General features: G+C 66.3%; 6 protein-coding genes. 2 read left to right on the forward strand and 4 right to left on the reverse strand.

The genetic code is table 11. The annotated features are described in order from the left end of the window. Positions 1 to 65 precede the first annotated feature (65 nt). Positions 66 to 3,761 carry a multifunctional oxoglutarate decarboxylase/oxoglutarate dehydrogenase thiamine pyrophosphate-binding subunit/dihydrolipoyllysine-residue succinyltransferase subunit gene (locus CDN38_RS20815; protein WP_075513539.1) on the reverse strand — a complete coding sequence of 1,232 codons (3,696 nt, stop codon included), beginning with the start codon at positions 3,759 to 3,761 and terminating at the stop codon, positions 66 to 68. Positions 3,762 to 3,946: 185 nt separating this feature from the next. After that, complete coding sequence (locus CDN38_RS20820) at positions 3,947 to 4,702, reverse strand: hypothetical protein (protein WP_075513540.1); 756 nt, start codon at positions 4,700 to 4,702, stop codon at positions 3,947 to 3,949. 156 nt (positions 4,703 to 4,858) lie between these two features. Between CDN38_RS20820 and CDN38_RS20825 the strand changes: the two genes are divergently transcribed. Together CDN38_RS20825 and CDN38_RS29645 are read left to right on the forward strand one after the other, a co-directional pair. After that, positions 4,859 to 6,643 carry an MFS transporter gene (locus tag CDN38_RS20825; RefSeq protein WP_082277426.1) on the forward strand — a complete coding sequence of 595 codons (1,785 nt, stop codon included), beginning with the start codon at positions 4,859 to 4,861 and terminating at the stop codon, positions 6,641 to 6,643. Between the two features lie 396 nt (positions 6,644 to 7,039). Then, complete coding sequence (locus tag CDN38_RS29645; protein WP_180276364.1) at positions 7,040 to 8,941, forward strand: cellulose binding domain-containing protein; 1,902 nt, start codon at positions 7,040 to 7,042, stop codon at positions 8,939 to 8,941. 36 nt (positions 8,942 to 8,977) lie between these two features. Here CDN38_RS29645 and CDN38_RS20835 read toward each other — a convergent pair whose 3' ends face one another. After that, complete coding sequence (locus CDN38_RS20835; RefSeq protein WP_075513543.1) at positions 8,978 to 12,382, reverse strand: TM0106 family RecB-like putative nuclease; 3,405 nt, start codon at positions 12,380 to 12,382, stop codon at positions 8,978 to 8,980. Between the two features lie 269 nt (positions 12,383 to 12,651). Further along, entirely contained in the window at positions 12,652 to 13,257 is a 606-nt protein-coding gene (locus CDN38_RS20840; protein WP_082277427.1) for an LppP/LprE family lipoprotein, read from the reverse strand. Positions 13,258 to 13,561 lie beyond the last annotated feature (304 nt).

A 13,561-nucleotide genomic window follows, 5' to 3' on the forward strand; every position in this document is an offset into this window, starting at 1 on the left:
CGGGGAGGCTGCGCGGCGCGCATCGTCGTCGAGCTAGGCCAGAGCTAGGCCTGAGCTAGGCCCGATTACCCAAACGCCGTGTCGAGGATTTCCTGCTGCTCGACGGCGTGCACCTTCGACGAACCCGAAGACGGCGCCGACATCGCCCGGCGCGAAATCCGCTTGAGTCCGGTCAGCTTGTCGGGCAACAACTCTGGCAGCTCTAGGCCAAACCGCGGCCAGGCACCCTGATTGGCCGGCTCCTCCTGCACCCAGAAGTACTCCGCGGCATTGGCGTAGCGGTCCAGGGTTTCGTTGAGACGGCGTTTGGGCAGCGGGGCCAGCTGCTCGATGCGCACAATCGCGATGTCGTCGCGGTTGTCCTTGGCCTTGCGTGCGGCCAACTCGTAATAGATCTTGCCGCTGGTCAGCAGAATCCTCCGGACCTTACTGCGGTCGCCGACGCCGTCCTCGTAGGTAGGCTCCTCCAACACCGAACGGAACTTGATCTCGGTGAAGTCCTTGATGTCGCTGACCGCGGCCTTGTTGCGCAGCATCGACTTCGGCGTGAACACGATCAGCGGGCGCATGATCCCGTCCAGAGCGTGCCGGCGCAACAGGTGGAAGTAGTTGGATGGGGTCGACGGCACCGCGATCGTCATCGACCCCTCCGCCCACAGCTGCAAGAAGCGCTCGATGCGCCCGGAGGTGTGGTCGGGCCCCTGTCCCTCGTGTCCGTGGGGCAGCAGCAGCACCACATTGGACAATTGGCCCCACTTGGCTTCGCCGGAGCTGATGAATTCGTCGATGATCGACTGCGCGCCGTTGACGAAGTCGCCGAACTGCGCCTCCCACAGCACCAGGGCATCCGGGTTGCCCACGGTGTAGCCGTATTCGAAGCCGACGGCGGCGTACTCCGACAACGGCGAGTCGTAGACGAGGAACTTGCCGCCGGTGGGGGTGCCGTCCTTGTTGGTGGCCAGCAGCTGCAGCGGCCAGAACTCCTTGCCGGTGTTGCGGTCGATGATCACCGAATGCCGTTGGGAGAACGTGCCGCGGCGGGTGTCCTGCCCGGACAGCCGCACCAGCTTGCCCTCGGCCACCAGCGACCCCAACGCCAGCAGCTCGGCGAACGCCCAGTCGATCTTGCCTTCGTAGGCCATTTCGCGGCGCTTTTCCAGCACCGGTTGGACGCGCGGATGCGGGGTGAAGCCGTGGGGGAAGGCCAGGAACGCGTCGCCGATGCGGGCCAGCAGCGCCTTGTCCACCGCGGTGGCCAGGCCGCGCGGAACCTGCTGTTCGGACTCCACCGACATGCTCGGGTGCACGGCGTGTTTCTCCAGCTCGCGGACCTCGTTGAAGACCCGCTCCAGCTGGCCCTGGTAGTCGCGCAGCGCGTCTTCGGCTTCCTTGAGCGAGATGTCGCCGCGGCCGATCAGGGCTTCGGTGTAGCTCTTGCGGGCCCCGCGCTTGGTGTCGACGACGTCGTACATGTAGGGGTTGGTCATCGACGGGTCGTCGCCCTCGTTGTGCCCGCGGCGCCGATAGCACAGCATGTCGATGACGACGTCCTTGTGGAATTGTTGCCGGAAGTCCACGGCCAGCCGCGCCACCCACTCGCACGCCTCCGGGTCGTCGCCGTTGACGTGGAAGATCGGCGCGCCGATCATCTTGGCGACGTCGGTGCAGTACTCGCTGGACCGCGAATACTCCGGCGCGGTGGTGAAGCCGATCTGGTTGTTGACGATGATGTGGATGGTGCCGCCCACCCGGTAGCCGGGCAGGTTCGTCAGGTTCAACGTCTCGGCGACCACACCCTGGCCGGCGAAGGCGGCATCCCCGTGCAACATCATCGGCACCACCGAGAAGCGCTGTTCGCCATCGGGATCCAGCAGATCCTGCTTGGCCCGGACCAGACCCTCGAGCACCGGGTCGACGGCCTCCAGGTGCGACGGGTTGGCGGTCAGCGACACCTGAATGTCGTTGTCGCCGAACATCTGCAGGTATACGCCGGTGGCGCCGAGGTGGTACTTGACGTCGCCGGAGCCGTGGGCCTGCGACGGGTTCAGGTTGCCCTCGAACTCGGTGAAGATCTGTGAGTACGGCTTGCCGACGATGTTGGCCAGCACGTTGAGCCGGCCGCGGTGGGGCATTCCGATGACCACCTCGTCGAGGCCGTGTTCGGCGCACTGGTCGATCGCCGCGTCCATCATCGGGATCACGCTCTCGGCGCCCTCCAGCGAGAAACGCTTCTGTCCGACGTACTTGGTCTGCAGGAACGTTTCGAACGCCTCGGCGGCGTTGAGCTTGCTGAGGATGTATTTCTGTTGGGCCACAGTCGGTTTGACGTGTTTGGCCTCGACCCGTTGCTGCAGCCACTGCTGTTGTTCGGGCTCGAGGATGTGGGTGTACTCCACGCCGACGTGGCGGCAGTAGGCGTCGCGCAGTATCGAGAGCACGTCGCGCAGCTTCATGTAGGGCGATCCGCCGAAGCAGCCGTCGACCTTGAACAGCCGGTCGAGGTCCCACAGCGTGAGCCCGTGGGAGCACACGTCGAGGTCGGGGTGGCTGCGGAACCGGGTCTTGTCCAGCCGCAGCGGGTCGATGTCGGCCATCAGGTGGCCGCGGTTGCGGTAGGCGGCAATGAGTTCGATGACCCGCGGGTTCTTGTCGACGATCGAGTCTGGGTTGTCGGGGCGCCAGCGCACCGGCAGGTAGGGGATGCCCAGCTCGCGGAAGATCTCGTCCCAAAAATCGTCGGCAAGCAGCATCTGGTGGATGGTGCGCAGGAAGTCCCCGGATTCCGCGCCCTGGATGATGCGGTGGTCGTAGGTCGACGTCAGCGTGATCAGTTTGCCGATGCCCAGTTCGGCGATGCGCTCCTGGCTGGCCCCCTGAAACTCGGCCGGGTATTCCATGGCGCCGACGCCGATGATGGCGCCCTGCCCGGCCATCAGCCGCGGCACCGAGTGCACGGTGCCGATGGTGCCGGGGTTGGTCAGCGACATCGTCACGCCGGCAAAGTCTTCGGCGGTCAGCTTGCCGTCGCGGGCGCGGCGCACGATGTCTTCATAGGCCGTGACGAACTGGGCGAATCGCATAGTCTCGCAGCGCTTGATGCCGGCCACCACCAGTGAGCGCTTGCCGTCTTTGCCCTGCAGGTCGATCGCCAGACCCAGGTTGGTGTGGGCCGGGGTGACGACATTCGGCTTGCCGTCGACCTCGGCGTAATGCCGGTTCATGTTGGGGAACTGCTTGACCGCTTGCACCAGCGCATAGCCCAGCAGGTGAGTGAACGAGATCTTGCCGCCGCGATTTCGCTTGAGCTGGTTGTTGATGACGATCCGGTTGTCGATCAACAGCTTGGCCGGGACGGCACGGACACTGGTCGCCGTCGGCACGTCCAGCGACGCCGACATGTTCTTGACGACGGCCGCGGCGGCCCCGCGAAGCACCTGCAGTTCGTCGCCCTCGGCCGGCGGCGGCGCGGCGGCCTTGGCGGGCGCCGCGGCGGGTAAGCCGTTGCCCGCGGCGGCGGCTTCGGTCGGCTTTGCCGCGGGCCGGACGGGCTCTGCCGCGGGCCGGACGGACTCGGCCGGCTGGGCGGTCGCAACGTGCTGGTTGTCAGCGGGGGCCGGGGCGCTCTGAGCGGGCTCCGGGTTGTAGTCAACCAGGAACTCGTGCCAGCTCGGATCGACCGAGGAGGGGTCGTCGCGGAACTTGCGGTACATCTCCTCGACCAGCCATTCGTTTTGCCCGAACGGTGAACTTATGTTGGCCACGGCCGCTGCTCGCCTCGATTCTCTGTTCTTGACGTCCTACCAGCGCCATGGCGCGACGCCTGCGATTTCTTGCCCGCCCCGGCTGATGGGGCACCTCATATCCTTGGCGGTCCGGCACGCTTCCGCCCCCTAAAGGCTAACGCTTTGCTGGCGATTCGCCAGAGACGCCCGAGCCGGACCGCCCGCTAGCTGGCGTCCCGAACAGTCGGCAGTACGTACAGGGTGACCGGCCAGCGAGCCGGCGGCGCGCCGAACGCTGAGCGCGCATTGCGGACCAGCTTCTTGCCCACCAGCCGGTTGCCGATGGCGCCGATGACGGCGCCGATGCCGACCGGCAACAGCTTGCCGAACATCAGCGCCCCGCGCTTCAGCGCGAACCTCTTGGCGAAATATTTGAACATTCGGGTGTTGAACTTCGACACCGCCGGAAGCGGCAGTGCCGCGACGCTTTCCGACACCCAGCCGCCGCTGGTGCGTCCGGAACCCATCAGTTCGGCGACCGCGCTCTTGCTGTTGTCGCCGACCAGCACTGCCAGCACCAGGGCACGTCGCCGTTCCCGGTGGTCGAGCGGAATGCCGTAGACCGAGGCCAGTGCCAGCACCAGGAGCGCGGTGGCCTCGAGGAACACCGCGGTCTCGCCCGCGGCCGCGAGCAGCGCGGCCAGGGTGCCGATTCCGGGCAAGGTGGCGACCATACCTATTGCCGCCCCGCTGGCCGTCACCGCGGCCACGAAGCGCTTCTCGATCTTGGCGACAATCTCGGCCGGGCCGGCAGCCGGGTGCGCTCGACGCAGCCGGGCTACGTAGGCCTCCGCCGCCGGGGCCTGGAGATGTGAGCTGCGTTCGATGACCTGTGCCAACGCCCGCGAGGACGCTTTGTGCCGGCCGGTGCCGGCCGGCTGCTCGTCGGGGTCGGACCTCTTGGTTCGTCGAGCGCTCATGTTGCCTCTCCTGAGAACGGCGTACCTTCAGGCTAGCGCCCGTCGCACGAATTGCGGACCGAGCGGAGTCACACCTACAGGGTATTCAGGTGCATGGCAGTCGATGGGGCTCCGGAATAATGCACGTGGATTCGGTAGCCGAAACGAGGTGGGTAGATGACCACGGCCACGAGCCGGATGCCCGCAGCCAGCTGCTCGGGAAGCCCGTGGAACGCGCTGTGGTCGATGATGATCGGTTTTTTCATGATCATGCTCGATTCGACCATCGTCGCCATCGCCAATCCGACCATCATGGCGGTGCTGCACGTCGGCTACGCCACCGTGGTCTGGGTGACCAGCGCCTACCTGCTGGGGTATGTGGTGGTATTGCTGGTGGCCGGCCGACTCGGCGACCGGTTCGGGCCCAAGAACCTTTACCTGACCGGGCTGGCGGTGTTCACCGCCGCATCGATGTGGTGCGGCCTGTCGGGCAGTGCCGGCGCGCTGATCACCGCTCGAGTGGTGCAGGGTGTGGGCGCCGGGCTGCTTACCCCGCAGACGTTGTCGATCATCACCCGGACCTTTCCCGCTGCCCGTCGCGGTGTCGCGATGAGCATGTGGGGAGCGACTGCCGGGGTCGCCAGCCTGGTCGGGCCGCTGGCCGGGGGAGCGCTGGTCGGCGGACTGGGTTGGGAGTGGATCTTCTTCGTCAACATCCCGATCGGCCTGCTCGGCCTGGCGCTGGCGGCCTGGCTGGTCCCGGTCCTGCCCGTCCGCGCGCAACGGTTCGACCTGATCGGGGTGGCGTTGTCCGGAATCGGGATGTTCTTGCTTGTTTTCGGGCTGCAGGAGGGTCAATCCGCCGGGTGGCAACCGTGGATCTGGGCGGTGCTCGTCGCCGGTGTGGGATTCATGTCGGCGTTCGTCTACTGGCAATCGCTCAACCGGCGCGCGCCGCTGATCCCGCTGGAGATCTTCCGGGACCGTGACTTCAGCCTGTGCACCGTCGGGGTGGCCATCACCGCCTTCGCGACCACGGCGATGATGCTGCCGCTGATCTTCTATGCGCAGTCGGTGTGCGGGCTGTCGCCCATTCGCGCTGCGCTGCTGATTGCACCCGTGGCGATCAGTAGCGGCGTGCTTGCCCCATTCGTCGGCCGTATCGTCGACACGTCCCACCCACTGCCGGTGGTCGGGTTCGGCTTTTCGGCACTGGCGATCGCGATGACGTGGCTGTCCATCGAGATGCGACCGGATACCCCCGTCTGGCGGTTGGTGTTGCCGTTTTGCGTGATAGGCGTCGGGATGGCGTTCGTCTGGTCGCCGCTGGCCGCCACCGCCACCCGCAATCTGCGGCCCGACCAGGCCGGCGCGAGCTCCGGCGTCTACAACGCCACCCGGCAGCTCGGGGCGGTGCTGGGCAGCGCCAGCATGGCGGCGTTCATGACGTCGCGGATCAGCGCCGAGGTGCCGCACCCGCCTGACGGGGCGCCCGGATTCGGCGGCGAGGGTGGCGGCCTGCAGTTGTCCGAGTTCGCGCGCGCGCCGTTCTCGGCCGCCATGTCGCAGTCGATGCTGCTGCCCGCGTTCATCGCCTTGTTCGGAATCGTGGCCGCGCTGTTCCTGGTCGGCGGCATGGGTGCGACGGCCTCCCGCCGGCTGCTGTCGGAAGAGGACCACGGCCAGGGTGACTATGAGGACGAGGACGAGGATTTCGATGACGACGATTACGTCGAGTGCATCCTGCGTCGCGAACCCGATCGGTGGCACCGGCCGGATGGCGAAATCCCCTGGGCCTACGGGCACTCACGCGGCGAACCGGTTGACGTCCCAATTGACGTCGTCGGCAACGGCTCCCACATCGACTCGTCGCCACTGATGTCGACGCCGTCGCTGCTCGGGTCAGGCCAGGCAGAGTACCGCACGCACTACCTCGACGATCCGCACGGCCCTGCCCGCTAGCCTTTCTCCGGTGGGATCAGCCGGCCGTATCATTTCGGTTCGGCGCTGTGCGCTGCAATATGCGATCGGCGGCTCGGCCAGCGGTATGTAATCAGGGCCGAGCGATCCATTATTTCGCCTGAAAATAGAACCGCGGGAACCGGCTGGGCCGCCGTGGTGGCGACCCATAATAGAATTCAATTCTGTGAAAAAATGCCTCCACGCTGCACCAAGGCGCAACGGCCGAACATTTCATCCCGGCATCGATTCGGCCAATATCAGCAGCTTGAACAGCAATGCTAAGCATCCCGCAAAAACGTGATGTCGAGAATTAGAAGATTACCTACCGATATCGGTTCGAGAAAGATCCGGAAGCTCTGGGCGAAATATCACCGGCCGGGGTCATACGTTAGGCCGATGCCAAATTCAATTCGATTCGAATTACGAAAACTCTGGCAACCATCGCTTGTCGCGGTCCTGTCGATGTTTCTGGTGGCCGTCTGCGTTGTCGTCGTCACTCCGGCGGCCCGAGCCGCCGGGGTGACGGCGAAGCTGGCGGTGACATCGCAATGGAGTACCGGCTTTGTCGCCAACTACACGATTACCAACTCGGGCGCGACTGCGCTGTCCGACTGGAAGGTCGAGTTCGACCTGCCCGCAGGCGAATCCATCACCAATGCGTGGAGCACCAAACTCACCCAGTCCGGCACGCACTACACGCTGACCCCGGAAGACTGGACGCGAACGATCGCACCCGGCAGCTCGGTCACCGTCGGGTTCCAGGCCGCCCAGACCGGGACGTATTCACCGCCGGCGAACTGCATGGTCAACGGACAGCCGTGCAGTGGTGCCGGGGCGACCACCACCACGTCCACGCCACCTTCGACAACGACCACGACGACCACGTCGACCACCCCGACGACCACCCCGACCACAACTTCCACCAGTCCGGCCACCACTACCGTGCCGACCGGGGCTGCCGGCGCCTACACCGCCGCGTTCGCCAAGACCAGCGACTGGGGCAACGGTTTCAACGGCAACTTCACGATCACCAACCCCGGCCCGACGCCACTGAGCGACTGGAAGCTCGAGTTCGACATGCCGGCCGGCCAGACCGTGACCAGCGCCTGGAACGCCAAGCTTGCCGCGCAGGGGACCCACTACGTGCTCACGCCGGAGGATTGGACGCGCACGGTGGCCGCCAACGGGGGCACGGCAAGCCTCGGCATGCAGGGCGCATACGCGGGTAGCTTCACCGCGCCGACGAACTGCACGCTCAACGGCCAGGCCTGCACGGGCGGTGGTGTCACGCCACCCCCGACGACGAGCACGCCACCCCCGACGACCACCACGGCCCCTACCACTACCACCACCACCCCGCCCGTCACCCCCAGCGGCGCAACCCCGGCGCGATTCACCCCCTACGTCGATATGACGCTCTACCCGCAGTTCGACTATGCGTCGGCCACTCGCGCGGGCGGACTCAGGCACGTGACGCTCGGTTTCGTCGTCAGCGGCGCACCGTGCACGGCATCCTGGGGCACCTACTACGGGCTCAAGGACCAGTGGGTCACCTCGGCGATCGGAGCGCTGACCGCTGGCGGCGCCGACGCGATCGTCTCTTTCGGCGGAGTCGCTAACCAGGAGCTGGCGCTGACCTGTACCAGCGTCGATGCGCTTGTCACGCAATACAAGTCGGTGATCGACGCCTATGGGATCCGCGATCTGGACTTCGACATCGAGGGTGCGGCCCAGAATGACGTCGCATCACTGACCCGCCGGTCGCAGGCGATCGCCAAGTTGCAGGCGGACGGCAAGGCCGCCGGCAACCCGGTGCGCGTCTCGTTCACCCTGCCGGTGCTGCCGACCGGTCTGACCGCCGACGGGTTGCGGGTGGTGCAGAACGCCATTGCCAACGGTGTGGACATCGGCCAGGTGAACGTGATGGCGATGGACTATTACGATCCGGCCTTCGACTACAACGGCAAGATGGGGGACCTCGCGATTCAGGCGGCCCAGCGCGTCCACGATCAGCTGGCTCCGCTGTACCCGTCGAAGTCCGACGCCCAGGTCTGGGCGATGGTGGGGGTGACACCGATGATCGGAGTCAACGATGACCCCAGGGAAGTGTTCACCGTTGCCGACGCCGACAAGCTGACGGCTTTTGCCCGGCAGAAGGGTCTGGGCCGGCTTGCCATGTGGTCGGCCAACCGCGACTCACAATGCCCGGCCGGAACTCCGCAACCGTCGAACACGTGCAGCGGTGTGACCCAAACCGCCTGGGCCTTCTCGAGTTCTTTCAAGCAGTTCGGCGGGTGATCCACGCCGGTTCATTGGCAGGCCGTCCCCGGCTAGCTATGGGGGCGGCCGCGAGGTCAATGCCAGGAAGGCCCCCAAGTCGATCAATCCCGCGGGTGTGGTCGGCAGATATTGGGTCAGCAACTCGGAGCGCACGACGACCGCCGCGTACTGTGCCCGGCTGATGGCCACATTGAGTCGATTCCTGTTGAGCAGGAACGATATTCCGCGGGGGACGTCGCCTGCCGAGGAGGCCGTCATCGAGATCAGGACGACGGGCGCCTGCCCGCCCTGGAACTTGTCGACGGTGCCGACTCGAATTCCGTCCAGGCCGGCAGACCTCAATCGCTGCCGCAGCAACCCCACTTGGGCGTTGTACGGCGCCAGCACCAGCAGATCGGAAGCCGCCAATGGCCGGGTACCGCGCTCGTCGGTCCACGACCGCCCGAGCAGCGCCGAGATCTCGGTCAGTATCGCCTCGGCCTCTTCCGGGCTTTCGGTTGAATTACCTTGGTGTGCAATGGAAAGCACATGCACGCCGGGCGGGTAGCCGGCAACGCGACGGGCGGCGGTGCACTCGGTGTGGGACTGCAATCTGCCCTCGTAGGACAGCGTCGAAACGGCGGCACAGACCGCCGGATGCATTCGATATGAGCGGTCCAGAAAATAGCCACGTTCGTCGGGCAGGGTGCGCTGCCCGTCGACCAGCCAATCCAGCGCCGAGGCGTCGACTGGTTCGGGATGAGTGCCCTGGCTGACCTGCGGAAGCTGTTGCGGGTCGCCGAGCAGCAACATGTTCGTCGCCGCCGGCGCCACCGCGATGGTATTGGCCAGACTGAACTGGCCGGCCTCGTCGATCACCAGCAGATCCAGACCGCCGCGGGGCACGCGTTGCTCGTTGGCGAAATCCCAGGCGGTGCCGCCGATCACGCATCCCGCATGGTCAGCGATGAATGCCGGGTAGTGCTTCTCGTCGATCTGCTGCCAGCGCGAAGCAGTGCGGTCATATTTTTTCTTGGCGACGCATTCGGGATCCAAGTCGGCGTCGATCACACAGTCCAACAGGTTCTCGACTGCGGCGTGCGATTGCGCGACGACGCCGATGCGCCAGGAATGCTCGACGACCAACCGCTTGATCACCCGTGCGGCGGTGTGCGTCTTGCCGGTCCCCGGCGGTCCATGTACCGCGACGTATGAGGCGTCCAGTCCCAGCGCCGCCGCCGTGATGTCGGCGACAATGTCGGTTCCGCGCGGTAGCCGGGTGCGTGGCGGATGCCGCAGCAGCACGTCGACCAGCGCGGTGCGGGGCAGCCGGGGCAGCCCGGCGGCGACCGCGGATGCCGTGGCCTCGATGGACTTGCGCAGCACCGTTGTCGGTACCGGTGGCCCGGGAGTCAGCGCGAACGGCAGTTGCTCAAACATGTTGCCGTCAGTGCCGGTTCGCTCCAGGATGACCACCTCGGTAGGCAGACTGGGGTCGTCGACCCCGACAACCTCGGCGTGGCCCGCGGCCCGACGGTCGGGGTCGTCGCTCATGCCGGGCGGAGCCGGCGGGTCGTAGAGGGCGAACACGCTCGTCTTGAGGTCGCCACGCGCCAGCTCGCCGGTCAGCCGCACCCGCCGTTGCGGTTTGCGCGCTCGCGCAGGCGTATGCCAGGCGGCAACCACCGACTTTTCGTCGGCAACGAAAACGTCTGTGCTGTCCGACCATTCGTCGACCGGATAGTTCAGCCGGTCGAAGTGCGCCCACCAGAACGGCTTGTCCTCGCGGCGGTGGTAGCCGCGCGCCGCCGACAGCAACGCGACAACGTTCTGTTCCGATGTGCGGTTGAGCGCTGCGCCGGTACCGACGAAGTTCGCCAATGCTGCGGCCAACTCATCGTGATCTTCGACCCGGCCGCTGTCGGCAACCGGTTGGACCCCGATCGGTGTGACGCCTGCTTCCCAAGCGCGCATCAGTAACCAGTCGCGCAGTTCGCGGGTGGAGCGGCAGTCGTAGTGGTTGTAGTCCTCGATCTCCTTGAGCACCGTCGCGGCCTCATCCGTGCGGCCTTCGGCGCGCAATTCGCAGTAGCGCGCGTAGCAGGTGATCGAGTCGGCGGCCGTCGTGACCTCACCGGCACGCAACCGGGCGCCCATATAGAGCGGCTCCAGCGCCTTGAGGCTGAATGACTCCGTGCCAGCGCGAAGGCTTTTGCGCACCAACGGGTAGAGGTCGACGAGCACACCGTTGCGCAACATCTCGTCGACGTCGTCCTCACCGACGCCGTAGCGCCCGGCAAGCCGCAGCAGTGCCGTCTTCTCATACGGCGCGTAATGGTAGATGTGCATGTTGGGATGGCGACGGCGACGTTTGGCCACCATCGCCAGAAAATCCTTGAGGGCCTGACGTTCCTGTGCCCGGTCATGCGCCCATAGCGGCCGGAAGGCTCCCGCCGGTCCGGCTTCCAATACGCCGAACAGGTATTCCAGCCCCCACTCGTGGCCATCGGCGGTCCATAGCGGATCGCCTTCGAAGTCGAAGAACAGGTCGCCGGGGTCGGGTTCCGGCAATAGCGCCAGCGGCTGCGGGTCGACGATCTCGCATTGCGGTTCACCGGTATTACGTTGCCACACTTGTAGTTTGGCTTGCGCAGTCAGCTTTTCTAGTGCGCGGGGCGCCAGGCCGGGCACCTGCCGGGTGTGCTTGGCCAGCTCGTCGATGGTGGTGATACCGGTGTCGAGCAGCTTTTCCCGCTGGCTGACACGCATCCCGGCGACCAGTAGCAGGTCGTCGGTTGCGCGCAGTTGCTCTGTGCACAGCGGACAGCGAAAACAGGCGCGAACGCCAGGATCGTCCCAGCGCACCGCGGTGCCCGACGCGTGATGATCGTCGAGCAGCCGCTGCAAGAGTTCGCGCTGGGACCGGTAAACGGGGATCAGGTCGCTAATCCGGTACCGCGCGACGGTGCCGTCGCCAAGTTCCAACTCGGCCTCCGGCGCTATGGGCACCCCGCAGCCGGCTAGTGCGTCAGCGTAGGCCGCCAGCTGCAGCAGTGCGGTGACTTGGGCCGAGCGCGCCAGCTTGGTGTCGGCGATCCGATAGTGTTCACCGTCTCGGATCAGGAAGTCGGCGAACCCAACGAAGCTGCCGTCGAACAGCGCGGCCTGGTATACCACCCGGGCGCGGTTGGCGATGGCACGCTGAGTCGCCTCGGCGGCTGTCGCGAGTCCGGCGAGCGTGTATGCCGGGCGACCGATCACGGCGACGCCGTCGCCGAACTCGTCGCGCAGTTGGTCGAGCCGGCGTCGTTCGTGTTCGTTCCCGAGTACGGCTGCTCTGGCAAGCAGTTCGTCCTGGACGGGCACAGCCGGGCCGCGGCCGAGCTTCGCGTCGAAATCCCTGAGCAGGGCATACTCACAACGCGCGGCGGAGGCGAGATCCGATGCGCTGCAGACCAGGGTGCCGTCGCTGAGGAACACAACCGCAACGGTAGGTCAAGGGTCCGACATCGATGACGAACAGGCGTAACAACGGCCCCTGGCGCCCCTAGCGATCAGGGTGGCTCCGGCGGGCATGGCTTTCCCGCCGGTCCGCCAAACGGTTGGGTCGGCGGCGGGGGCGGCTGGGCCGGCGGCTGACCGCGCTGCAGCATGGGCACCCCATGGTGGGCAGGCCAGGTGCCACCGCTCGGCGCGAAAAGTCGGTGGTTTGACCGAAAATGTGGCGGTCAGCGCCGCCGATTATTCGGTTATGCGCCTGGTGTGTTGCCGAGGACTTCGACGCCGCTGCCGTTCCACCGGAATTTCACCAGGCTGTTCAAGCCGGTGATCCCGCCGGAGTACGTCAACGCGACCGTGTCTCCCGTGCTCTGCGACTCGTCCACACCGGTGAACCCATAGGTGTCGGGGACTCCTTGCTTGATGTATTGGCCGAGGTGGAACATCACCGCGCGAGTGGTGGGATTGGTGTCGTTGGTGTTGGCCTTGATGATCACCGCGGACAGCTGCGCACACTGGTTATAGTTGCCCGCCAGCGGTTCCGGATTCCAGGGCTGCTGACTGCGGGGATCGCGAGGCAGCTCGGACACGACCCGGACGATTGCGGGCGAGGCGAGGTCGACCGCACACGGGTCGGCCGCGGCCGCGCTACTGGTGGGTGGAGCAGCCGTCGCCGGCGACGGGATCGTCGGGCTCGACGCGCTGGAGGCAGCGACGGGAGGGGTGGTTGCCTGCGGTGTCTTCGCGACCGTGGAATCCCCCGAACCACAGCCCGTCAATGTCGCGGCGACCAGTGCCGTCGCAGACACGCCTATCAGTGGCGCGGCACGGCGGGGGAGCGACCACACACCGGGCACCGTACCGCTATCGGGCTGCCGATTGTGTCAGGCGTGGCCGTGCCAGCGAGATCTGGCGCTTGGTGACCCGCTGTGCCCGGCGTCGCCGGGCTCGCGATCACCACTGTCGTTCGCCGAGGGTAACGCCACGGCGAAATTTCGACGCAAATCTCGCCGTGGCGTTCCGCTCGCGGTACACGACCCCGGCGTAGGCCGGCTTGACCCGCTGCGCCCGCGCCGATGATGCGGTCACCACCCGAGTGATCACTGCTGCGGCCTGCCGGGCGCCACGGCGTCGGTGAGGACGACATCGACGGCTATTGCG

This window comes from Mycobacterium ostraviense (assembly GCF_002705925.1).
Classification (GTDB): Bacteria; Actinomycetota; Actinomycetes; order Mycobacteriales; family Mycobacteriaceae; genus Mycobacterium; species Mycobacterium ostraviense.

What these genes read in the sequence shown, in the direction of transcription:
- CDN38_RS20820 (WP_075513540.1), bottom strand. Translation starts at nt 4,702, where the DNA reads ATGAGCGCTCGACGAACCAAGAGGTCCGACCCCGACGAGCAGCCGGCC.
- CDN38_RS20825 (WP_082277426.1), top strand. Translation starts at nt 4,859, where the DNA reads ATGACCACGGCCACGAGCCGGATGCCCGCAGCCAGCTGCTCGGGAAGC.
- CDN38_RS29645 (WP_180276364.1), top strand. Translation starts at nt 7,040, where the DNA reads ATGCCAAATTCAATTCGATTCGAATTACGAAAACTCTGGCAACCATCG.